Genomic DNA, 21,470 nt, shown 5'->3' with positions numbered 1-21,470 from the left:
CTATCTGCCCGGCCGCGACCCGCTCTACCGGCTTGCCGAAAGCGGAGCGGCAGCGGGCGTGAAAATTTGAGTGCCGCGGGGAAGATTTCGCGGCGTCATGCGCTGGTCACCGGCGGCGGCTCCGGCGTCGGCCGCGCGATCGCGCTGGCGCTGGCCGGCGCGGGCATTGACGTGACCATCTGCGGCCGGCGCGTGGAGCCGCTTGCCGAGGTTGCCGCGGAGAACAAGTCCATCTTCGCCATTGCCGCCGACGTCACCGACGAGACGTCGATGGCGTCGCTCTACGAGGCCGCGGAAGCGGCACGCGGAGCGTTCGACATCGTCGTTGCCAATGCCGGCATGTCCGGCAGTGCCCCGGCGCAGCGGACCTCGCTGGCAGACTGGCAGCGCACGCTCGACGTCAACTTGACCGGTGCGTTCCTGACGGTGAAGCCGGCGTTGGCCGGCATGGCAGTGCGCAAGACTGGCCGTATCATCTTCGTCGCTTCCACCGCCGGACTGAAAGGCTATCCCTATGTCGCAGCGTACGTTGCCGCCAAGCATGGCGTCGTCGGCCTGATGCGGGCACTCGCCGTCGAGACCGCCAAGTCCGGCATAACAGTGAATGCCGTGTGCCCAGGGTTTGTCGAAACCGAGATGCTGGAGAGCACCGTCCAACGCATCGTCCAAACGACCGGCCGCTCGTCCGAGCAGGCACGGACGAGCCTAGCCGCGACCAACCCGCAAGGCCGCTTCATCCAGCCGGAAGAAATTGCGGCCGCGGTACTTTATCTGTGTGGCGACGCCGCCCGGTCGATTACCGGACAGACGATTTCGATCTCCGGAGGTGAGACATGGTAGCCGGTCCCCTGCCCGCCCCGTCCGGACCCGGCAAGGACCGCCTGCGGCTGTGGATACGCCTGCTGCGCGCCTCGCGCACCATCGAGGCCGAGCTGCGCGAACGACTGCGGCAAGAGTTCAACACAACGCTGCCGCGCTTCGACGTGATGGCCGCGCTCTACCGCGCGCCGGAGGGCATGCTGATGAGCGATCTTTCGCGCTTCCTGCTGGTGTCCAACGGCAATGTCACCGGCATCATCGACCGGCTGGTCTCGGAAGGGTTGGTGATGCGGGCCCGACGCAATGGCGACCGCCGCACCTCGATGGTGCGGCTGACGGAAGAGGGATCGAAGATTTTCGCCGTGATCGCCGCCGCGCATGAGAAATGGGTCGGCGAGTTGCTGGGCAATGTGAGCGAGGATGAGGCGCGCCGGCTGACCGGCATGCTGACCTCCTTCCGCAGCAATTGGGAGGGACGGGAATGACGAAGCTGGCCGGCCGCAAGCCGAAGCATTTCCACTGGCAGGTCGAAGGCAAGATCGCAAAGATCCGGCTCGATCGACCGGAGCGCAAGAACCCGCTGACTTTCGACAGTTATGCCGAATTGCGCGACATATTTCGCGACCTTGTCTACGCCGATGATGTCGATGCTGTGGTGGTCCTGCCCAATGGCGGCAATTTCTGCTCGGGCGGCGATGTCCACGAAATCATCGGCCCACTGGTCAAGATGGACATGAAGGCGCTGCTCGCCTTCACCCGCATGACGGGCGATTTCGTCAAGGCGATGCTGAATTGCGGCAAGCCGATTATTGCGGCGGTCGATGGCGTGGCGGTCGGCGCCGGCGCGATTATCGCCATGGCCTCCGATATCCGCATCGCCACGCCCCAGGCCAAGACAGCATTCCTGTTCACCCGCGTCGGCCTTGCCGGCTGCGACATGGGGGCCTGCGCGATCCTGCCGCGCATCATTGGCCAGGGCCGCGCCGCCGAGCTGCTCTATACCGGCCGCACGATGAGTGCCGAGGAAGGCGAGCGCTGGGGCTTCTACAACCGGCTGGTCGATGCCGCAACGCTTGAGGCCGACGCGCTCGACATGGCCGCGCGCATCGTTTCCGGCCCGACCTTCGCCCATGGCATGACCAAGACGCAGCTGAACCAGGAATGGTCGATGGGTCTCGACCAGGCGATCGAAGCGGAAGCACAGGCGCAGGCGATCTGCATGCAGACCCGCGATTTCGAGCGGGCGTACACGGCTTTCGTGGCTAAGGAGAAGCCGGTGTTCGAGGGAAATTGAGATGATCGCTTCCACGCTGGCGGGACAGCACCCCCCTCTGGCCTGCCGGCCATCTCCCCCTCAAGGGGGGAGATTGGATATCAGGCCCGCTTTCGCCAATCTCCAACATCGCAGGGAGAGCCGTGGCAGCGAAGCCGCGAATCTCCCCCCTAGAGGGGGAGATGTCCAGCAGGACAGAGGGGGGCGCCGTGGAGCGCCAGGGCCGGAGAATTGTGGAGGCAGCAATGCCTGACCGTTCCTTCCTCTCCTGGCCGTTCTTCGAGGATCGCCACCGCGATCTGGCGGAGCGGCTGGAGGCATGGTGCGCCAAGAACCTGCCGGTCGCGCATGACGATGTCGACGCCGCCTGCCGCGAGCTGGTGGCCAAGCTCGGTAAGGACGGCTGGCTGAAGCCGACGGCCCTCGACACCGACAACCCTGCAGCACTCGACGTGCGCACGCTCTGCCTCACGCGCGAGACGCTGGCCCGGCATGATGGGCTGGCCGATTTCGCCTTCGCCATGCAAGGGCTCGGCACTGGCGCGCTCAGCCTGTTCGGCTCGCCCGACCAGCAGAGCTGGCTGGCGAAGACACGGGCCGGCAAGGCGATTTCGGCTTTCGCGCTGTCGGAGCCGCGCTCGGGCTCGGACGTCGCCAATATGGAAATGACCGCCGCGCGTGACGGCGACAGCTATCTCCTATCCGGCGAAAAGACCTGGATCTCCAACGGCGGTATCGCTGACTTTTATGTTGTCTTTGCCCGTACCGGCGAGGCGCCCGGCGCCAAGGGGCTTTCCGCCTTTGTCGTGCCTTCCGAAACCGAGAGGCTGATCGTTGCCGAGCGGCTGGAGGTGATTGCGCCGCACCCGCTCGCCCGGCTGTCCTTCGACAATGCACGCATTCCAGCCTCGGCGCTGATCGGCAGACCCGGGGACGGTTTTCGCATCGCCATGTCCGTGCTCGACGTGTTCCGTTCGACCGTCGGCGCAGCGGCGCTCGGCTTTGCCCGGCGCGCGCTGGACGAAAGCATCACAAGAGTGGCCGAGCGCAGGCTGTTCGGTGCGCCGATGGCCGAGCTGCAGATGGTGCAGGGCCACATCGCCGACATGGCGCTGGATGTCGATGCCGCCGCGTTGCTGGTCTATCGTGCCGCCTGGACCAAGGACATGGGCGCGGCTCGGGTTACCCGCGAAGCCGCCATGGCCAAGCTGTTCGCTACCGACAAAGCGCAGGAGGTGATCGACAGGGCTGTGCAGCTGCATGGCGGCGACGGCGTCCGCAAGGGCCATATCGTCGAAAGCCTGTATCGCGAGATCCGGGCGCTGCGCATCTACGAGGGAGCGTCCGATGTGCAGAAGGTGGTGATTGCACGGCAAGTGATGGGAGCGGCCTGAGACGGGAGTTTGCGTGAAATTATTGTCTTCGAGTTTTGAGCGACCGGATTTGAGCATTGGGAGGTTTTGACATGCACACCATCCTGCAGCCGGAAGGCTGGGCGAAACCCGTCGGCTACGCCAATGGCGTCGCCGCGCGTGGGCAGCTTGTCTTCGTCGGCGGGCAGGTCGGCTGGAACGGACAGGGCCTCTTCGAGACCGATGATCTTGTCGGCCAGGTGCGGCAGACGCTGGCCAATATTGTTGCTGTGCTCGCCGAGGCCGACGCCAAGCCGCAACATATCACCTCGATGACCTGGTACTTTACCGACAAGGCGGAATATTTGGCCAATCTCAAGGGGATCGGCGAGGTCTATCGCGAGGTGATCGGCCGGCATTTTCCGGCGATGGCCGCCATGCAGGTGATGGCGCTGGTCGAGGATCGCGCCAAGGTTGAGATCCAGGCCACAGCGGTTATTCCGGAGTGACGGCAACACGCGGCAATTTTTTAAGCTTAAAACTTTCGCCTTGAAAAGCGCGGTACTTTGGATAGCATTCGATGTCTTGCGACTGCCGTGCCGGGAGGGCTTTCCGGCAGTCCCGTCACTTGACGCATCAAAACCGTGCGGGGCCAAACCCGTCCGATCACAACCAGAGGGAACGAAAATGAACTTCACCCGTCGCAACCTGCTGCTTCTTGCTGCTGCCATCGGCATCGCCGGCGGCCCGGCCTACGCCGAAGGCACGCTGAATGTCGGCGCCTATCCGACCAATCCGCCTTTTGAATACAAGAACGAGAGCGGCACGTTCGAGGGTTTCGAAGTCGACATCATCAATGAGGCGGCAAAGCGTATCGGCATGACCACTGATATCGCCGATCTCGGTTTCCAGGCGCTGTTCGCCGCCACCACCTCGAAGCGCATCGACGTCGCCATCTCGTCGATCACCATCACGCCGGAGCGGCTGAAGTCTCAGTCGTTCACGCAGCCCTACTATGATTCCGACATGGGCATCGCCGCGAAGGCCGACAGCCCGATCAAGGCCGAGGCCGACCTCAAGGGCAAGATCGTCGGCGTGCTGTCCGGCTCGACCGGCGAAGCCTGGGTCAAGGCCCACCAGGAAGCGGACGGGTTCAGTGACGTCAAGGGCTACGACACGCAGCAGAACTTGCTGCTCGATCTCAGCTCCGGCCGCGTCGATGCGGCGGTCAGCGATATTCCGGGCCTGGAATATTCTTTCACCAGGATGAAGGATCTCGCCGTAAAAGAGCGCATCAAGACCGGCGAGCAGTACGGTCTGATGATGACCAAGGACCACCCGCTGCTCGGCAAGCTGAACGACGCGCTGACCGCGATGAAGAAGGACGGCACGCTGGCCGCGATCCACAAGAAGTGGTTCGGCAGCGACGCACCTGCCGATTCCTCGACCGTCAAGGAAACTCCTATGCCGAGGGCCTGAGCGGCAGTTCACGCTTAAATGTCGTGCCGGCTTTCGATGCCGGCACGATTTCGGATTTCGGGCTCGGGCTCGAGCGTCGCGGGACGCCAAACGTTTCGGAAATGCTGCGATGTCGCTGCTGGACACCTTCTTCAACGCCGACGTCATGGTCTCCAGCCTGCCGGCGCTGTTGCGCGGCTTCCTGAACACCCTGCTGCTCGGAATCATGAGCATCGGCATCGGTATTCCCGTCGGCCTCGCGATCAGCCTGGTGCGGCTCTATGCGCCAAAGCCGCTTCGGCTGCTGGCTGTCGGCTACATTGACATTTTCCGGGCGATGCCGGTGCTGGTCGTGCTGATCCTGATCTACTATGCGCTGCCGTTCCTCGGCATTCGCCTGTCATCGTGGACGTCCGCGGTGATGGCCTTCGCCATCATCATGGCGGCCTATTCGGCCGAGGTGTTCCGCTCCGGTATAGAGAGCATTCCGCGCGGCCAGTTCGAGGCGGCGCAGGCGCTCGGCCTGCCGTTCTTGCTGACCTTGCGCAAGGTAGTGCTGCCGCAGGCGATCCGCGTCGTCATTCCGCCAATGACCAGCAATTGCGTTTCGATGTTCAAGGATACTTCGCTCGCTTCCACCGTGGCGCTGCCCGAACTGCTGAAAGAAGCGACCAACGCGCAATCGCTCTATGCCAATCCTTCACCGCTGATCGGCGCGGCGCTGGTCTATCTCATCTTTCTCTGGCCGATGGTCCGTTTCGTCAGCCTCCTTGAACGCCGCTTTCAAACCGAAAAGACCCGCTAATCTGTCAGCGCACTTCGCAGGAGACGACCTTGAACCAGCATCAGATTTCGAAAACCGGCGATGCCGCAGCTTTCCCAGTCGAGACGATCCGCGCCATGTTTCCCGCCTTGCAGCAAGCCGGGGACTTCGTCTTCATGGACAATGCAGCCGGCGCGCAGATCCCGCAAAGCGTGCTCGATGCGGTCACCAACCATTTGGTCGCGCATAATGTGCAGCGCGGCGGCCGCTATGGCCGCAGCGTCACCGTCGACCAAGCCGTCGCCGGCGCTCGCGAAAGCGTGGCCTTGCTGATCAACGCCACCAACCCGGCGGAGATCTGTTTCGGCATGAACGCCACTTCGTTCATCCGCCTGGTCAGCCTCGGCATCGGCCAGATGCTTTCCGAGCGCCCAAACGGGGAGCGTGACGAGATCGTCATCACCGACATGGATCACGACGCCAATATCGCGACGTGGCTGGCGCTGGCGCCCGCCGGGGCCAAGTTCAAATGGTGGCGGATGCGCGACGACGGCAATCTGCATGTCGACGATTTGCGCCCGCTGGTCTCAGAGCGCACCCGGCTCGTCGCCTGCACGGTCACGGCCCATTCGATCGGCTCGATTGTCGACGTTGCCTCCGTGGCTGCGATTGCGCATGCGGCAGGCGCCGAAGTGTTCCTCGACTGCGTGCATTACGGGCCGCACGGGCTGATCGATGTGCAGGCCTGGGATTGCGACTATCTGGTCTGCTCCGGCTACAAGAATTTCTCGCCGCATATGGGCTTCCTGTGGGGCCGCTTCGAAACACTGAAGCGCCTGCCGACCTTCCGCGAGGATTTCATCCCCGACGAGCCGCCCCACAAAATCGAAGCCGGCACGTTCATCTACGAGAACGTCTCCGGCATGGATGCCGCGGTGCGCTACCTCGAATCGGTCGGCCGCAATTTCTTGTCCGAGAATAACCGGTCGCGCCGCGACAACATCGTCGCCGGCATGAATGCCATCCGCGACTACGAACAGGTGCTGGCGCGCGAAATGCTGGCGGTGCTCAAAGATTGCGGCGCGACGATCTACGGCGTGGCCGACGAGGCACGCCTCAGCGAGCGCGTGCCGACCTTCTGCTTCAATGTCGACACGCTGTCGCCGCAGAGGATCGTCGAGGAAATGGCCGAGATGCAGATCGGCATTCGCGACGGCCACATGTATGCGCCGCGCCTGATGAAGCGGCTCAACCTCAGCATGGACAGTGGCGCCGTGCGCGCCTCGCTGGTGCATTACAATACGATCGAGGAAGTCCGGCGCTTCGGCGAGGCGCTGCGCACCATCATCGCCCGGCTGTCCTGATCGGAGTGGGCGGCGGCGCCGGCGCGATCCTCGTGAAGCGCAAAGGCGGTCGCACCCGGGTTCTCCAAGCCGGGGCGCAATTGCATGCTTGGGATCAAGTAATCGCCGCCATTCTGCTGCCGATAACGAATGGGCCGGATTGTCTCGAGCGTTCGCATCCTTTCGCGCAGTCGCTCCGCGACAGGCTCGAAATCCGCCTCCCCGAAACGGTCCACCCTGTAAACCACGAACGGCGGAAGCACGTCGTAGCCCGGATAGTATAGAATCCCGTGATTGATCGGGAACAGCAGGTCGTCGATCGGGCCGTTGACGCCGCGGGCGGAGTAATGCTCTTCCCAGCCGCCTGCGGTCACGATCAGCATTGCGCGTTTGCCGGCGAGCGTTCCCTCACCAAAGCGGTCACCCCACCGCTTGTCGCTGTGCTCGCCAACGCCATAGGCGAAGCCGTAGGCGTACACGCGATCGACCCAGCCCTTGAGGATCGCCGGCATGGCGTACCACCACAGCGGGAACTGGAGGATCAGGGTGTCGGCCCATAGCAGTTTGTCGATCTCGGCTTTGACGTCATCGGTCAGAGTGTTGGTCGCAAAAGCCTTTTTGGAGGCGCCGGCCGGCAGGAAGCGTGCTTCGGGCGGCCACGACGGAAAGTCGGCACGGTCCACCTCGGCTTTCCAGCCGTCGGCATAGAGGTCCGACACCCGCACCTCGTGGCCTTGGGCCTCGAGTTCCCTGATGGCGACGTCACGCAGCGCGCCGTTGAGCGAACGCGGTTCAGGATGAGCAAAAACAAGCAGGACTTTCATGGGTCTACTCCGAAGAAGGACGATAGACACCAAAGGTAGCGAGCCGCGGGATGATCCACTATATGTAGGAAATGTATAAGATAATGCCGAATAATGGATAGATCGGACGTCACTCTCGAGCGCATGCGCACCTTCGTTCGCGTCGCCGAGCGCGGCAGCCTCTCGGCGGTGGCGCGCGAGCTCGGAGTTGGGCAGTCGACGGTCACACGGCATTTGCGAGAACTCGAGGAGGCCGTCGGAGTGCCCTTGCTCAGCAGGACCACCCGGCGTGTGACGATGACCGATGAAGGCAGCCGTTACTATGGCGACAGCGTCCAGGTCCTGCGCCTCGTTGAGCAGGCCGGCGATGAGGCGCGGGGCACGCCCGGCGCGTCGGTCGGCACGATCCGGATATCCTGCACGGCGGCGCTCGGGGTCTTGCACGTCAGCCGGCTGATCTTCGCCTTTCAGGATCGCTATCGCGATATCGGCATCGATCTTAGCCTCACCGACGAGCGCATCGACCTTGTGCGGGAGGGCGTCGACATCGCGCTTCGCCTGGGTCCGCTCACCGACAGCTCAATGAAACTGCGGGCGCTCGGGCAATCCCGGCGTCTGCTGGTGGCGGCGCCGGCCTATCTGGCGGCGCGGGGCAGACCGGCTGTCCCGCAGGATCTGCCTGGCCATGAAGGCATCCGGATGTCGAACATCGCGGGAAGCGACACACTCGCCCTGCAGGGGCCGGTCGGCAAACGCTTTGCGGTGCCCTTTGGCGGTCGATTTCGCGTCGACCATGGGCTTGCCGCGCGCGAAGCCATTGTCGCCGGACGCGGTATCGCACCCGCCCACCATTGGCTTGTCGACGATCTCCTGGCGGCCGGCCGCCTGGAAGTGGTCCTGCCGGGCTATTTTCCGCCTCCCGTCCCGCTGAGCATGCTGATCGTTCCGGAGCGTGCGGGCATTGCCCGGGTGCGGCTGCTGGTCGACTTTCTCGCCGAGCAGATCTCCGACATTCCGGGGATCGAGAAGCGGTAGCCGGCCGGCAAACCTCGCCGGATCAGGCGGCCTTCTTCTTCGCCAAACGTGCCTTGATGCTGGCAACGTCGGCACGTGGCGTCGCCGCGAACAGCGTCCTGGTGTAGCTGTGTTTGGGGTCGGCGAAGACCTCGTCGCGCGAGCCGTATTCGACCGCTTCGCCGAAATACATTACCATCACGTCGTCGGCGATGTACCGCACCACCGACAGGTCGTGGCTGATGAAAACATAGGTTAGCTGAAACTCGTCCTGCAGGTCGGCGAGCAGGTTCAGCACCTGCGCCTGCACCGAAAGATCAAGTGCCGAGACCGGCTCGTCCAGCACCAGAAGGCTGGGGTTGAGCATCAGCGCGCGGGCGATGGCGATCCGCTGGCGCTGGCCGCCCGAAAACATATGCGGGTAGCGATTAAAGTGCTCGGGGCCGAGACCGACCTTCTTTAGCATCTTCATGGCAAGATCGCGCCGCTCGTCGGCCGTGCTGTCGGTGTTGATGAGCAGCGGCTCGGCAAGCACGTCGCCGATCTTCTGGCGTGGATTGAGCGAACCATAAGGGTTTTGGAAGACGATCTGGACCTTGCGGCGCATTTCCTTCGACAGGCCGTTCCTGCCGATGTCTACCTTCTTGCCGTCGATGAAAAGCTCGCCGGAGGTCGCCGGGTCGATCAGGGTGATGATGCGGGCGAGTGTTGACTTGCCGCAGCCGCTCTCGCCGACGATGGCCAGCGTCTTGCCCTTGTCGACGCTGAACGAAACACCCTTGACCGCATGAACCGTACGGGAGGGGCGGAAAAGCCCGCCACCGACATGATAGTCGCGCACGATGTTCTTGCCTTCGACTACCGTCACGCTCATGAGGCGGTTCCTCCTGCGGACCGGGCTGCGACTACAGATGGGGCCGGCTCAAACAGCATGTCGGAAACAGTAGGCAACCGGTCGCCGACGGCATTTTCGGGCAGCGCCGACAGGAGCGCGCGCGTGTAGTTGCTCTTGGGGGACTCGAACAGCGACAGCACGTCGGCCTCTTCCATCTTGCGGCCCTTGTACTGGACGATGACACGGTCGGCGGTCTCGGCAACCACCCCCATATTGTGGGTGATCATGATCAGGCCCATGCCATATTTGGCCTGCAGGCCGACCAGCAGATCGAGGATCTGCTTCTGGATGGTGACATCGAGCGCCGTGGTTGGCTCGTCGGCGATCAAAAGCTTGGGATTGCAGGCGATGGCGATGGCGATCATGACGCGCTGACACTGACCACCCGACATCTGGTGCGGGAAGGAGCCCAGCCGTTCCTCGGGGTCGGCGATGCCGACCAACTTCATCAATTCGATGGCACGCGCCCGGCGCTGGGCGCGGTCCATGCCCATATGGAAGCGCAGCACCTCCTCGATCTGGAAGCCGACGGTGAAGCACGGGTTGAGGCTGGCGACCGGCTCCTGGAAGATCATCGAAATGTCCTTGCCGACGATCTTGCGCCGCTCGGATGGGCCGAGCTTGAGCAGGTCGATGCCGTCGAAGGCCATGCGGTCGGCCCTCACCGTCGCGGTGTTGGGCAAAAGCCCCATCACCGCCAGCATCGCCACCGACTTGCCCGAACCGGATTCGCCGACGATCGCCAGCACCTCGCGCGGTTCGACCGACAGGTCGATGCCTTGTACCGCCATGAATGGTCCAGCGGCGGTGTCGAAGGAAACGGTCAGGTTCTTGATCTCGAGAAGAGGCATTGGATTATGACCTCTTCAGCTTGGGATCGAAGGCATCGCGCAAGCCGTCGCCGATCAGATTGATGGCAAGCACAGTGATCAGGATGGCAAGGCCGGGGAAGGTCACCACCCAAGGCGCGCGCAGGATGAACTCGCGCGCCGAGGCGAGCATCGTGCCCCATTCCGGCGTCGGCGGCTGCGCACCGACACCGAGGAAGCCGAGCGCCGCAGCCTCGAGAATAGCGTTGGAGAAGGACAACGTCGCCTGCACGATCAGCGGTGCCAGGCAGTTCGGCAGGATCGTCCTCACCATCAAGCGAAGATGACCGGCACCAGCCACCTTGGCGGAGATGACATATTCGCGGTTCTTTTCGGCCATCACGGCGGCGCGGGTGAGGCGCGCGAAATGCGGCTGCAGCACCAGCGCGATCGCCAGCATGGCATTGAACAGGCCCGGGCCGAGGATCGCCACCAGCACCAGCGCCAGAAGCAGCGACGGGAAGGCCAGGATGATATCCATGATGCGCATGATCAGAGTGTCGACCCAGCCACGGAAATAGCCGGCGAGCACGCCAAGCACGATGCCGCTGGTGAGCGAGAAGACAACGACCACCAGACCGATGAACAGCGAGAAACGCGCCCCGAAGATCAACCGTGAAAGCATGTCGCGGCCGACCGCGTCGGTGCCGAGCAGGAACATCGATTTGCCGCCTTCCTGCCAGGCAGGGGGTGCCAGCAGCGCATCGCGAAACTGCTCGTCGGGCGAATGTGGGGCGACGAACGGCGCAAAGATCGCCACCAGCACCAGCGCCGAAAACGCGACAAGGCCGATGACCGCGCCGGTGTTCATCGCGAAGTAGTGCCAGAACTCGGCGAAAGCCCGTTGCCTGCCGCCTGTCGGGATGGAGGCGGCGGTAGCTTCGGCGGCGGATTCGTCGGTCATCTCACTGCACCCGGATGCGCGGATTGATGACGGCGTAGAGCACGTCGACGATCAGGTTCACCGCCATGACGATCAGCGCGATGATCAGCAATCCGCTCTGGACGACGACATAGTCGCGCTTGCCGATGGCATCGATCATCCATTTGCCGATGCCCGGCCAGGAAAAAATGGTCTCGGTCAGAATGGCGCCCGCCATCAAGGTGCCGACCTGCAGTCCAATGGTGGTGACTACCGGGATCAGCGCGTTGCGAAAAGCGTGCAGACCGATGACGCGGCGAGGCGCCAGGCCCTTAGCGCGCGCGGTGCGGACATAGTCCTCGCCCAGCACCTCGAGCATCGCCGAGCGCGTCTGGCGCGCTATGACGGCAAGCGGGATCGTCGCCAGCACGATCGACGGCAGGATCAAATGGCTGACGGCAGATTTGAAAGCCCCGCTCCTGCCGGAGATCAGGCTGTCGATGAGCATGAACCCGGTCGTCGGCCTGAAGAAATACTGCAGGCCGATGCGGCCGGAAACCGGCGTCCAGCCGAGATAGCCGGAGAAGAAGATAATGAGCAGCAACCCCCACCAGAAGATCGGCATCGAATATCCGGTCAGCGCGACACCCATCGTAGCCTGGTCGAACCACGAGCCGCGCTTGACCGCGGCGAAGATACCGGCAGGAATGCCGAGCAGGACGGCGATGATCAACGCCACTGTCGCCAGTTCCAGCGTGGCTGGAAACAGCGCCTGGAATTCGCCGAGCACTGGCCGCTTGGTGGCAATAGATATGCCGAAATCGCCGGTCAGGACCCTGCCGATATATTCCAGGTATTGGATGACATAGGGCCGGTTGTAGCCAAACTGCTCGATGAGCTGGGCGTAGCGCTCGGGGCTGACGCCGCGCTCGCCCGCCAGGGCCAGGATAGGATCGCCGGGCAGAAGCCGGACGAAAGCAAACGCCGCCAGCGATATGCCGAACACGGTCGGGATGATCAAAGCGAGCTTGTGGAGGAGATAACGGAGCATCTTGCTTCATAGAACGGCGGCGCGGGAAGTCCAGCGCCGCCGTTCAATTTCTCAGGACTTATTCGGTGACGTCGACGCCGTCAAACCGATGAATGCCGAGCGGGTCCATAACGAAGCCCGACACCTTCTTGTTCATCGGCATGAAGACCTTGGAGTGGGCGATGGTCAGCCACGGAGCCTCACGCTTGAACACCACCTGAGCTTCCTCGTAGATCTTGGTGCGCTCGGCGACGTCCGTCGTCGCCTTGCCTTTTTTCAGCAGGGCTTCGAATTCCTGGTTGCACCAGATCGCATAATTGGACTGGCCGATGGCATCGCAACCGAGCAGGAAAAAGAAGTTGTCCGGATCGCCATTGTCACCGGTCCAGCCCAGTTGGAAGGCGCCGTCGCGATCCTTAGCCTTGCCGCGCTGGCGATACTCGGTCCATTCGTAACTGACGATCTCCGCCTTGACGCCGACGGCGGCATAGTCGGCCTGGATCAACTCGGCGACGCGCTGGGCGTTCGGGTTGTAGGGGCGGCTGACCGGCATAGCCCAGATCTTCATCGACAGATCCTTGACGCCTGCATCGGCCAGCATCTTCTTGGCCGCCTCCGGATCATAGGGATCGTCCTTGATGTCCTTGTTATAGGACCACATGGTCGGCGGGATCGGGTTGATGGCCGGCGCGCCGGCGCCCTGATAGACCGCGTCGATGATCGCCTTCTTGTTTACCGCCATGTTGAGGGCCTTGCGGACCTCGACCTTGTCGAAGGGCGGCTGCGTCGTGTTGTAAGCCATGTAGCCGATGTTCAGGCCTTCCTGCTCGTCGACCTTGAGGTTCGCGTCAGCCTGCAGTCCGGCAATGTCGGCCGGCGCCGGGTATGACATGATATCGCACTCGCCCGCCTTCAGCTTCTGCGCGCGTACGGCCGGATCGGGCGTGATGGCGAAGATCAGATCGTCGATCTTCTGTCGCCCGCCATAGTAGCCGTCCCATGCTGCATAGCGCACGACCGCATCGACCTGATAGTCGACGAACTGGAACGGACCAGTGCCGACCGGCTTCTGGGTGAACTGCTGCCTGGTGCCGGCCTTGTCGAGTTGGTCGGCATATTCCTTGGAGACGATCGAGGCGAAATCCATGCCGAGGTCCGGCAGGAACGCGACTTCAGGCTTGTTCAGCACGAATTTCACCGTCAGGTCGTCGACCTTGACGATTTCCTTCAGGAGATCGGGAAAGCCCATGCCGGTGAAATATTCCCAGCCGGTGCCTTCCAGATAGCTGTACCACGGGCTTTCTTTCTTCCACTGGCGTTCGAAGGAAAAGATCACGTCGTCTGCGTTGAGGTCGCGCGTCGGCGTGAAATAATCGGTCGTCTGGAATTTCACACCCGGGCGAAGCTTGAAGGTGTATTCGAGACCGTCGTCGGAAACCGTCCAGCTCTCGGCCAGGCCGGGCGAGATGGTGGTCTTGCCATGCTCGAACTCGACCAGGCGCGAATAGATGGTGCGCGACGAGGCGTCGAAGTCGTTGCCGCCGCTCCATGGCGACGGGTCGAAGCCGGCCGGCGAAGCCTCCGAGCAATAGACCAGTTGTTTTGCATTGGCCATGCCGCCGAGGACGCTTGCAGCCAGCAACGCGGCTGCAAAAGTCAGTTTCTTTTTCATTGAGCACTCCCTGATGTTCTTCCAAGCCCCTCTATCAGGCTCGCGAAGGCCGCATATAAGCACCGTTTTTCTAGCTTTGGAACTGCTTGTTTGCCTAACCCACGGGAAGCAGAAAAAAATTCCGGCACGCGGCAAATTGTGGAAAAAACGAGCCGAATCCGCAGATCACGACATTATTAGCGACTTCAATTTTTTGTTGATCGGCGATGCCGCCAACTGTGGGAATCGAGCCGTTCGGTTCAAGAGATGCGCATCCGAAAACCGGTCGCGGCCGAGAGGTTTGACGGCAAGTCTTACCGCACTCCAGGTGGCGAGGCTTGCACGGCCGTCGCTTGTGGCAATACATAGATAGGTGGGCAGCGTGCCGGATTTTCCCACGTTCCGGACATTGCGGCAAGCGTGGGATATCGTTGTGATCAGGGCGGTGGTGGCGCGCAAGCATGCCGAAACAATAAGAACGATTGAGGGAGCGACAGGTGGCAAAACCGGCAAAGACAACCAACGCGGCGAAAGCAAAGGCCGAGGCAACATCGAAAGCAGTCAAGTCAAAAGCGGCCGCCGCCAAGCCGACGGCTACCGCGAAGGCAACCGCGAAGCCGGCGGCGAAGACCACGGCTGGAGCGGCTGCTAAACCGGCACCCGGCAAGACGGCGCCTGCTGCAAAGTCTGCCGCCAAGCCGGCGGCGAAGGCAGTGCCGACAGCGCGCCGACCGCCGGCAGGTCCGGCCAAGAGATTACCAAAGGCGATCACGTCGCTGGCCGCCGGCCTGCCGGAAAAACCCTGGCTCCAGAGTTACCCAAAGATCGTGCCGGCCGAGATCGGCGCCCTGCCCTCCAGCTCGATCGGCGACTTTCTCGTCGCCGTGTGCAAGCAGTTTGCAAGCCGGCCGGCCTTCGTCTGCATGGGTAAATCGATCACCTATGCCGATCTCGAGCGACAGTCGGCCGCCTTCGGCGCCTATCTGCAATCAACGGGGCTGCAGAAGGGCGCGCGCGTCGCCCTGATGATGCCGAATGTGCTGCAATATCCGGTGGCGATGATGGCAGTGCTTCGCGCCGGCTATGTCGTGGTAAACATCAATCCGCTCTACACGCCGCGCGAGCTGGAGCACCAGCTCAAGGATTCCGGCGCTCAAGCCATTGTCATCCTCGAAAATTTTGCCTGCACCCTGCAAGCGGTGATCGCCAGGACCGCGGTCAAGCATGTCGTGGTCGCCTCGATGGGCGACATGCTCGGCGGGCTCAAGGGAACGATCGTCAACTTCGTTGTACGCCGCGTCAAGAAGATGGTGCCGGCATGGTCGCTGCCCGGCCATGTCAAGTTCAACGCCGCGCTGAAGGCGGGCACCGGCAAGGCCTTCAGGCCCGCAAGGGTCACGGCCGACGACATCGCCTTCCTGCAATACACGGGCGGCACGACCGGCATCTCCAAGGGCGCGATGCTTTTGCACAGCAACATTTTGGCGAACGTCGCGCAGAACGCGCTGTGGGCCGAAGACGCTTTTACCGTCAAGCCGAAGCCGGCGCATCTGAACTTCCTCTGCGCGCTGCCGCTCTATCACATTTTTGCGCTGACGGCGAACGTGCTGGTAGGCATGCAGCAAGGCGCGCAGAATGTCCTCATCCCCAATCCGCGCGACATTCCCGGCTTCGTCAAGGAGCTGCAGAAATACCCGATCCACATCTTTCCGGGCCTCAACACGCTGTTCAATGCGCTGCTCAATAATGAGGATTTTCGCAAGCTCGATTTCAAGCCGCTGATCCTGACGCTGGGTGGCGGCATGCCGGTGCAGAGGGCCATCGCCGAACGCTGGAAGGTGCTGACCGGCTGCCCGATCAGCGAGGCCTACGGGCTCACCGAGACCTCGCCGGGAGCAACGATCAACAAATTCAGCGACGGCGTTTACACCGGCACGATCGGCCTGCCGCTGCCCTCGACCGAGATCGCGATCCGCGACGACGACGGCAACAATTTGCCGCTCGGCGAAGTCGGCGAAATCTGCATCCGCGGACCGCAGGTGATGGCCGGCTACTGGAACCGGCCGGACGAGACCGCCAAGGTGATGACCGAGGACGGCTTCTTCAAATCGGGCGACATGGGCTTCATGGACGAGCTTGGCTACACCAAGATCGTCGACCGCAAGAAGGACATGATCCTGGTTTCCGGCTTCAACGTCTATCCGAACGAACTCGAGGAAGTGGTGGCGCAGCATCCAGGCGTACTCGAAGTTGCCGCGATCGGCGTGCCGGACGAGCATTCGGGTGAAGTGCCGAAGCTGTTCGTCGTCAAGAAGGACCCGGCACTGACCGCCGACATGCTGACGGCTTATTGCCGTGAGAACCTGACCGGCTACAAGCGTCCCAGGTATATTGAGTTCCGCACCGAGCTGCCGAAGACACCGGTCGGCAAGATCCTGCGCCGGGCGTTGCGGGGCTAGGCGCAGCTTGAGCGATTGCATCGCCGGCGCCAACGCCGTGAGCATAGGTTCGCGCCCGGACCCGGCACAGTTCATCCGGGCGAACATGCGGATCGCCCCCGTGCCCGCGCTTCCCGAAATTCGGCTTTACACCGCCCATCCGGGAAGCGGGCTCAGGCGGCTTCTCGAATGGAACCAACATGCGACCGAAGAAGACGGACCTGAACCGGAGCCACCGTACTGGGCCTATGTCTGGGCCGGCGGCGCGGTGCTCGCCCGCTACATATTCGACCGGCCGGAGACCGTGGCCGGCCGTCGCGTGCTCGACCTCGGCGCCGGTTCGGGTCTCGTCGGCATTGCAGCGGCAAAAGCCGGGGCAAGCGCGGTCGTCGCGGCCGAGATCGATCGCAACGGTGTGGTTGCACTCGGCCTCAACGCGACTGCGAACGGCGTCGCTATCATGATCATTGGCGAAGACATCACCAGCGGTCCGCCGCCACCGGTGGATGTCGTGGTGGTCGGCGACCTGTTCTACGCCCATGATCTCGCCGGCCGGGTCGTCCCCTTCCTCGACCGCTGCCTTGCAGCCGGCATCGCCGTGCTGATCGGCGATCCGGGCCGCGCCTATCTGCCCCGCTCGCGGCTTCGCCTGCTGGCCGAATACGAGGTGCCGGATGTCGGCGAAGGCAGGAATGCGGCGATGAAACCGAGCGGCGTGTTCTCGTTCGGACCAGCTAGCTGCGAGTCTAGACTGTCTCGCTGACCCGCGCCGAAAGAAAATTAGGCAGGTCGGCCACCGAATCCAGAATGACGTCGGCTATCTGGGACAGCGATTCACGTGTGCCGGTGCCGGACAGCACGCCGACCGCCAGACCGCAGCCGCCCGCCCGCGCCATTTCAAGATCGTGACGGTTGTCGCCGACCATGGCGATTGCCGAGGGCCTGAGCCCCGTCAGATCAGAGAAGGCAAGGATCGTATCCGGCGCCGGTTTTGGATTGGCCACCGCGTCGTAACCATAGGCGGCGTCGAAAAGCTGCGCGACGCCCAGCGTGACCAGGGTCTTTTCCGCGCCGCTGGTCGAATCGTTGGTGGCGACACCAAGCCGGTAGGATTTTCTGTGAAGCAGGCCAAGCGTCTCGACCACGCCCGGCAGCGCCACCGCCATTGCCGATCCTTGCGCCGAGGTGATGGCGTTGAAGCGGGCGACGGCAAGCATCTGGTCCTCGTCGGACAGCCGTGGAAACCACAGCTCGACGACGTCCATGTTGGTGCCGGAGGCAAAAATCGAATCCGGCTTGAAGCGCTTGGTGGCGAAGTCGAAGCCCGCCGCCGCAAGCAGCCTGTCTGCTTTCCAGCGATCGCCTTCGGCCGCATCCATCGCCATGAAGTCGGCGATGCCCAGCCATGTCGCGTTGAAATCTACGAGCGTGCCGTCCTTGTCGAACAATATTCCCTTGATGTCCGCCAAGCTTTTCACTCCGGGCCGCGCAAGCGGTGGATGTATTCCACCAGTCCAGCAGTCGAGGCATCCCGCTTTGCGGCGTTCTCCTTGCCTTCAACGACGGGCAGCAGCCCGGTCGCCAGTTCCTTGCCGAGCTCGACGCCCCACTGGTCGAAGGAGTTGATGTTGAACAGCGTGCCTTCGACGAAGACGCGGTGTTCGTAAAGCGCAATCAGCCGTCCGAACGTGTGGGGGTCGAGTTTCCTGTAGAGGATCGTCACTGAGGGGCGGTCGCCGGAGAAGACGCGGTGCGGAGCAATCCTGTCGACATCGGCCGGCTTCATGCCTTTCGCCAGCATCTGCGCTCGGGCTTCCTCAAGCGTGCGGCCCTTCATGAAGGCTTCCGACTGCGCCAGGCAATTGGCAAGCAGAAGGTCGTGGTGATGCTTCAGTTCCGGCTCGTGGCCGACGGCAGCGGCGAGGAATTCGACCGGAATGAAATCGGTGCCCTGATGCAGAAGTTGGAAGAAGGCATGCTGGCCATTGGTGCCGGGCTCGCCCCAGACCAGCGGGCCGGTCGGCGTCGTTACAGCGCCGCCGTCCAGGGTGACGCTCTTGCCGTTCGATTCCATGTCGAGCTGCTGCAGATAGGCCGGCAGCCTGGACAGACGCTGATCGTAGGGGATGACGGCGCGAGCGGGGTATTTGCAGATCACGCGGTGCCACCAGCCAATCAGCCCCATCAGCGCCGGCAGGTTCTTCGCCAGCGGGGCGGTGCGGAAATGCTCGTCCATCTCATGGGCGCCGTCGAGAAAGGCGCGAAAATCCTTCGGGCCGATGGCGATCATCACCGGGAGACCGATCGCACCCCAGACGGAATAGCGCCCGCCGACCCAGTCCCAGAAGCCGAAGACGCGATCGGGCGCGATGCCGAATTTGGCGACCAGGTCGAGCGCCGTCGAGACGGCGGCGAAATGCTTGCCGACCGCTTCCTTGCCGAGCGCCTTCTCGACCCATCTGCGCGCGGTTTCGGCATTGGTCATCGTCTCGACCGTGGTGAAGGTCTTGGAGGCGATGATGAACAGGGTGGTTTCGGCGGAAAGACCCTTCAGCGTGTCGTGGATATGGGCACCGTCGATATTGGATACGTAATGCGCGCGCGGCCCGTCATGATAGGGCGCCAGCGCCAGCGTCGCCATGGCCGGGCCGAGATCGGAGCCGCCGATGCCGATGTTGACGATGTCGGTGATCTTCTTGCCGGTCGCGCCGGCCGCCTTGCCGGAACGCACCGCGTCGGCGAAGGCACCCATCGCGTCGAGTACGGCAAGGACTTCCGCCTTCACGTCCTGGCCGTCGAGCACGATGCCCTTGCCGGTCAGGTTGCGCAGCGCCGTGTGCAGCACGGCGCGGCCTTCAGTGACGTTGATCTTCTTGCCGGCAAACATCGCGTCGCGCCGGCCTTCGAGGTCAGCGGCCTCAGCCAGTTTCTCCAGCAACTCCATAGTCCGCGCATCGACCGCGCATTTCGACCAGTCGAGCAGCAGGTCGCCGTCACTGGCGGAGAATTTCTCGAAGCGCTGCGGATCGGCAGCGAAAGCCTCGCGCATCGAGCCCGATTTGGCCGCACGGTGATCGCGCAATGCGTCGAGCTGCTTTTGAAAGGACGATTGATCCACTGCTTCGCTCCGGTCTCTTGAGATGCATCTTATCAGGCCGGATGTTTCCGGCGCGTGTCGTCGCGGCAAACTATCGGGTCGAATTCCATCTGTTTCAATGCGCAGCGATGCCGCAGCGCAGCGTGGGCCGGCTCAAAGGATCACTGGCATAAATCCCAGCGATCAGAAAAATTGATTGGCGCAACACCTTGTGCCACCGGTACATTCGACTGGTCCAGCCACGTGAAAAAAGCTGGCCATCGAGGAACATCTCCCATGCCACAGCGAAACGACACGGCCATATGGTCCGGCCTGTTCCGGATTTCGGCGGAATCCGGTCAGACCCTGCAGGCGCAGATCCGCCAGGCGATCGTCGCCGCCATCCTCGACCGGCAGATCGCGGCTTCCATGCCGCTTCCGTCCTGCCGGATTCTTGCCGAAAAACTCGGCGTGGCGCGCGGCACCGTGGTGCTGGCCTTCCAGCAGCTGGTCGACCAGGGCTTCCTGGTGGCGCGCGAGCGCCGCGGCCATTTCGTCAATCCCGAAGTGCTGGCGACGCCGGCCAAGCCGCATCAGAAGGCGCCCGACCAGGCCAACGAGATCGACTGGAAGGCGCGTCGGCAGATCGCGGCGAGCGACATGCCGCCGCCGGCCAAGCACGACAACTGGATCAAGTCGTCATACCCCTTCGTCTATGGCCAATTCGACCCGGCGCTGTTCCCGACCGCCGAATGGCGCGAGTGCAACCGCATGGCGTTGGCGGTGCTCGAAATCCGCAACTGGGCATCCGACATGGTCGACCGCGACGATCCGCTCCTGATCGAGCAGATCCAGGCACGGCTGCTGCCGCGACGCGGCATCTTCGCCAATCCGGACGAGATCATCGTGACGTTGGGCGCGCAGAACGCGCTTTACATGCTGGCGACGCTGTTGATGACCAAGGGCTCCAAGGTGGCGATGGAGGACCCGGGCTATCCCGATGCACGTTCGATCTTCCGGCTGGCCGGCGCCGAGATCCAGCCGGTTCCGGTCGACCACTCCGGCATCGTAACCTCGGCCATTCCCAATGATTCCGGCTTCGTCTTCGTCACGCCCAGCCACCATTGCCCGACCATGGTGCCGCTGTCGGCAGAGCGGCGGCAGGAGCTTTTGGCGCGCGCCAACCGGCACAACCAGATCATCATCGAGGACGGATATGACAGCCAGCTCCTGGACGAGGCGCCGCAGCAGGCGCTGAAGAGCCTCGATCGCTCCGGCCGCGTCGTCTATGTCGGCTCGATGTCGAAGACGCTGGCTCCCGGCCTGAGGCTTGGCTACATCGTCGCCTCGGCCGGGCTGATCTCCGAGCTTCGGGCGCTACGCCGCTTCATGCTGCGCCATCCGCCGGCGAACAACCAGCGCGCCGTGGCGCTCTTCCTGTCGCTCGGCCATCACGAGGCGCTGGTGCGGCGGCTGTCGAGCGCCTTCGACGAGAGGCGCAAGCGTCTGGTCCATGCGATTTCCGCCTTCCTACCGGAGTGGCGCTCGACCGATTCGGCCGGCGGCACGTCGCTCTGGCTCGAGGGGCCGCGCGGCACCGATTCGCGCGGGCTGGCGGAGGCCGCGGCCTCGCGCAGCGTCATCATCGAGCCTGGCGACCGCTTCTTCGACCGCACCGAAAAGCCATCGCGTTTCATGCGCTTGGGCATTTCCTCGATCGCGTTGCAGCACATCGAACCCGGCATCCGCGAACTGGCGACGGCAGCTGGACGCAGGCCGGCAGCGGCCTGATCTCCCTTCCCCGACCGGAGCCTGGCGCATGTG

General features: G+C 63.1%; 21 protein-coding genes. 13 read left to right on the top strand and 8 right to left on the bottom strand.

What is annotated here, in order from left to right:
* Positions 1–66: 66 nt before the first annotated feature.
* The 8 genes from NKI72_RS01230 (at position 67) to NKI72_RS01195 (ending at position 7,029) form a co-directional block, all read left to right on the top strand.
* Positions 67–840 carry an SDR family NAD(P)-dependent oxidoreductase gene (locus NKI72_RS01230; RefSeq protein WP_352849809.1) on the top strand — a complete coding sequence of 258 codons (774 nt, stop codon included), beginning with the start codon at positions 67–69 and terminating at the stop codon, positions 838–840.
* Positions 834–1,304 carry a MarR family winged helix-turn-helix transcriptional regulator gene (locus tag NKI72_RS01225; protein WP_023676834.1) on the top strand — a complete coding sequence of 157 codons (471 nt, stop codon included), beginning with the start codon at positions 834–836 and terminating at the stop codon, positions 1,302–1,304. Before NKI72_RS01230 ends, NKI72_RS01225 begins: the two co-directional genes overlap by 7 nt.
* Positions 1,301–2,113 (top strand): enoyl-CoA hydratase family protein, encoded by an 813-nt coding sequence (locus NKI72_RS01220; protein WP_352830392.1) that lies wholly within the window; start codon positions 1,301–1,303, stop codon positions 2,111–2,113. Before NKI72_RS01225 ends, NKI72_RS01220 begins: the two co-directional genes overlap by 4 nt.
* Before the next feature lie 224 nt (positions 2,114–2,337).
* Positions 2,338–3,486: an acyl-CoA dehydrogenase family protein gene (locus tag NKI72_RS01215; protein ID WP_352813741.1), complete on the top strand. Its 1,149-nt coding sequence runs from the start codon at positions 2,338–2,340 to the stop codon at positions 3,484–3,486.
* 71 nt (positions 3,487–3,557) lie between these two features.
* Positions 3,558–3,953 carry a RidA family protein gene (locus tag NKI72_RS01210; RefSeq protein ID WP_352813742.1) on the top strand — a complete coding sequence of 132 codons (396 nt, stop codon included), beginning with the start codon at positions 3,558–3,560 and terminating at the stop codon, positions 3,951–3,953.
* A 178-nt stretch (positions 3,954–4,131) separates the two neighbouring features.
* Positions 4,132–4,923, top strand: a complete 792-nt coding sequence (locus NKI72_RS01205) for an ABC transporter substrate-binding protein (RefSeq protein WP_352813744.1) — start codon at positions 4,132–4,134, stop codon at positions 4,921–4,923.
* 109 nt (positions 4,924–5,032) lie between these two features.
* Positions 5,033–5,707 (top strand): amino acid ABC transporter permease, encoded by a 675-nt coding sequence (locus NKI72_RS01200; RefSeq protein WP_352540469.1) that lies wholly within the window; start codon positions 5,033–5,035, stop codon positions 5,705–5,707.
* 29 nt (positions 5,708–5,736) lie between these two features.
* Positions 5,737–7,029, top strand: a complete 1,293-nt coding sequence (locus NKI72_RS01195; protein ID WP_352813746.1) for a cysteine desulfurase-like protein — start codon at positions 5,737–5,739, stop codon at positions 7,027–7,029.
* On the opposite strand, the gene NKI72_RS01190 is transcribed toward NKI72_RS01195, so the two are convergent.
* Positions 6,960–7,832, bottom strand: a complete 873-nt coding sequence (locus NKI72_RS01190; protein WP_352540503.1) for an NAD(P)H-dependent oxidoreductase — start codon at positions 7,830–7,832, stop codon at positions 6,960–6,962. The genes NKI72_RS01195 and NKI72_RS01190 overlap by 70 nt on opposite strands.
* Positions 7,833–7,925: 93 nt before the next feature.
* Here NKI72_RS01190 and NKI72_RS01185 point away from each other — a divergent pair, with 93 nt between their 5' ends.
* Positions 7,926–8,846, top strand: coding sequence for a LysR family transcriptional regulator (locus NKI72_RS01185; protein ID WP_352849808.1), 921 nt, complete (start codon positions 7,926–7,928; stop codon positions 8,844–8,846).
* Between the two features lie 22 nt (positions 8,847–8,868).
* On the opposite strand, the gene NKI72_RS01180 is transcribed toward NKI72_RS01185, so the two are convergent.
* Genes NKI72_RS01180 through NKI72_RS01160 form a run of 5 tightly spaced genes read right to left on the bottom strand, consistent with a single transcriptional unit; the run spans position 8,869 to position 14,153 of the window.
* Complete coding sequence (locus NKI72_RS01180; protein WP_352448539.1) at positions 8,869–9,699, bottom strand: dipeptide ABC transporter ATP-binding protein; 831 nt, start codon at positions 9,697–9,699, stop codon at positions 8,869–8,871.
* Positions 9,696–10,571, bottom strand: coding sequence for an ABC transporter ATP-binding protein (locus tag NKI72_RS01175; RefSeq protein ID WP_023676824.1), 876 nt, complete (start codon positions 10,569–10,571; stop codon positions 9,696–9,698). Before NKI72_RS01175 ends, NKI72_RS01180 begins: the two co-directional genes overlap by 4 nt.
* Before the next feature lie 4 nt (positions 10,572–10,575).
* The gene (locus NKI72_RS01170; protein WP_352849807.1) at positions 10,576–11,493 is read right to left on the bottom strand and encodes an ABC transporter permease subunit; all 918 of its coding nucleotides are present in this window, start codon (positions 11,491–11,493) and stop codon (positions 10,576–10,578) included.
* 1 nt (position 11,494) lies between these two features.
* On the bottom strand, positions 11,495–12,502 hold the full coding sequence (locus NKI72_RS01165) for an ABC transporter permease subunit (protein WP_023676822.1): 1,008 nt from the start codon (positions 12,500–12,502) through the stop codon (positions 11,495–11,497).
* 58 nt (positions 12,503–12,560) lie between these two features.
* Positions 12,561–14,153, bottom strand: a complete 1,593-nt coding sequence (locus NKI72_RS01160) for an ABC transporter substrate-binding protein (protein WP_352448537.1) — start codon at positions 14,151–14,153, stop codon at positions 12,561–12,563.
* Positions 14,154–14,505: 352 nt separating this feature from the next.
* Here NKI72_RS01160 and NKI72_RS01155 point away from each other — a divergent pair, with 352 nt between their 5' ends.
* The 3 genes from NKI72_RS01155 to NKI72_RS01145 all read left to right on the top strand — a co-directional run bounded on the left by NKI72_RS01155 (position 14,506) and on the right by NKI72_RS01145 (position 17,333).
* Positions 14,506–14,784 (top strand): hypothetical protein, encoded by a 279-nt coding sequence (locus tag NKI72_RS01155; protein WP_352830383.1) that lies wholly within the window; start codon positions 14,506–14,508, stop codon positions 14,782–14,784.
* A gap of 61 nt (positions 14,785–14,845) precedes the next feature.
* A complete protein-coding gene (locus NKI72_RS01150) occupies positions 14,846–16,591 on the top strand; it encodes a long-chain fatty acid--CoA ligase (RefSeq protein ID WP_352813755.1) in 1,746 nt (581 codons plus the stop codon).
* Positions 16,592–16,598: 7 nt separating this feature from the next.
* Positions 16,599–17,333, top strand: coding sequence for a class I SAM-dependent methyltransferase (locus tag NKI72_RS01145; protein ID WP_352830379.1), 735 nt, complete (start codon positions 16,599–16,601; stop codon positions 17,331–17,333).
* Here the strand turns inward: NKI72_RS01145 and NKI72_RS01140 are convergent.
* Both NKI72_RS01140 and pgi read right to left on the bottom strand, forming a co-directional pair.
* Entirely contained in the window at positions 17,317–18,039 is a 723-nt protein-coding gene (locus tag NKI72_RS01140; protein WP_352849805.1) for an HAD family hydrolase, read from the bottom strand. The two genes, NKI72_RS01145 and NKI72_RS01140, sit on opposite strands and share 17 nt — an antisense overlap.
* 5 nt (positions 18,040–18,044) lie before the next feature.
* Complete coding sequence (gene pgi / locus NKI72_RS01135) at positions 18,045–19,688, bottom strand: glucose-6-phosphate isomerase (protein WP_352591237.1); 1,644 nt, start codon at positions 19,686–19,688, stop codon at positions 18,045–18,047.
* 255 nt (positions 19,689–19,943) lie between these two features.
* On the opposite strand from pgi, the gene pdxR reads away from it, so the two are divergent.
* A complete protein-coding gene (pdxR, locus tag NKI72_RS01130) occupies positions 19,944–21,437 on the top strand; it encodes a MocR-like pyridoxine biosynthesis transcription factor PdxR (protein WP_023676815.1) in 1,494 nt (497 codons plus the stop codon).
* Positions 21,438–21,470: the final 33 nt, after the last annotated feature.

This window comes from Mesorhizobium sp. M0437, assembly GCF_040321335.1.
GTDB lineage: Bacteria > Pseudomonadota > Alphaproteobacteria > Rhizobiales > Rhizobiaceae > Mesorhizobium.
This window is presented reverse-complemented; position numbering and strand designations above follow the sequence as displayed.

What these genes read in the sequence shown, in the direction of transcription:
- NKI72_RS01225 (WP_023676834.1), top strand. Translation starts at nt 834, where the DNA reads ATGGTAGCCGGTCCCCTGCCCGCCCCGTCCGGACCCGGCAAGGACCGC.
- NKI72_RS01220 (WP_352830392.1), top strand. Translation starts at nt 1,301, where the DNA reads ATGACGAAGCTGGCCGGCCGCAAGCCGAAGCATTTCCACTGGCAGGTC.
- NKI72_RS01215 (WP_352813741.1), top strand. Translation starts at nt 2,338, where the DNA reads ATGCCTGACCGTTCCTTCCTCTCCTGGCCGTTCTTCGAGGATCGCCAC.
- NKI72_RS01210 (WP_352813742.1), top strand. Translation starts at nt 3,558, where the DNA reads ATGCACACCATCCTGCAGCCGGAAGGCTGGGCGAAACCCGTCGGCTAC.
- NKI72_RS01205 (WP_352813744.1), top strand. Translation starts at nt 4,132, where the DNA reads ATGAACTTCACCCGTCGCAACCTGCTGCTTCTTGCTGCTGCCATCGGC.
- NKI72_RS01200 (WP_352540469.1), top strand. Translation starts at nt 5,033, where the DNA reads ATGTCGCTGCTGGACACCTTCTTCAACGCCGACGTCATGGTCTCCAGC.
- NKI72_RS01190 (WP_352540503.1), bottom strand. Translation starts at nt 7,832, where the DNA reads ATGAAAGTCCTGCTTGTTTTTGCTCATCCTGAACCGCGTTCGCTCAAC.
- NKI72_RS01185 (WP_352849808.1), top strand. Translation starts at nt 7,926, where the DNA reads ATGGATAGATCGGACGTCACTCTCGAGCGCATGCGCACCTTCGTTCGC.
- NKI72_RS01180 (WP_352448539.1), bottom strand. Translation starts at nt 9,699, where the DNA reads ATGAGCGTGACGGTAGTCGAAGGCAAGAACATCGTGCGCGACTATCAT.
- NKI72_RS01175 (WP_023676824.1), bottom strand. Translation starts at nt 10,571, where the DNA reads ATGCCTCTTCTCGAGATCAAGAACCTGACCGTTTCCTTCGACACCGCC.
- NKI72_RS01170 (WP_352849807.1), bottom strand. Translation starts at nt 11,493, where the DNA reads ATGACCGACGAATCCGCCGCCGAAGCTACCGCCGCCTCCATCCCGACA.
- NKI72_RS01165 (WP_023676822.1), bottom strand. Translation starts at nt 12,502, where the DNA reads ATGCTCCGTTATCTCCTCCACAAGCTCGCTTTGATCATCCCGACCGTG.
- NKI72_RS01160 (WP_352448537.1), bottom strand. Translation starts at nt 14,153, where the DNA reads ATGAAAAAGAAACTGACTTTTGCAGCCGCGTTGCTGGCTGCAAGCGTC.
- pdxR (WP_023676815.1), top strand. Translation starts at nt 19,944, where the DNA reads ATGCCACAGCGAAACGACACGGCCATATGGTCCGGCCTGTTCCGGATT.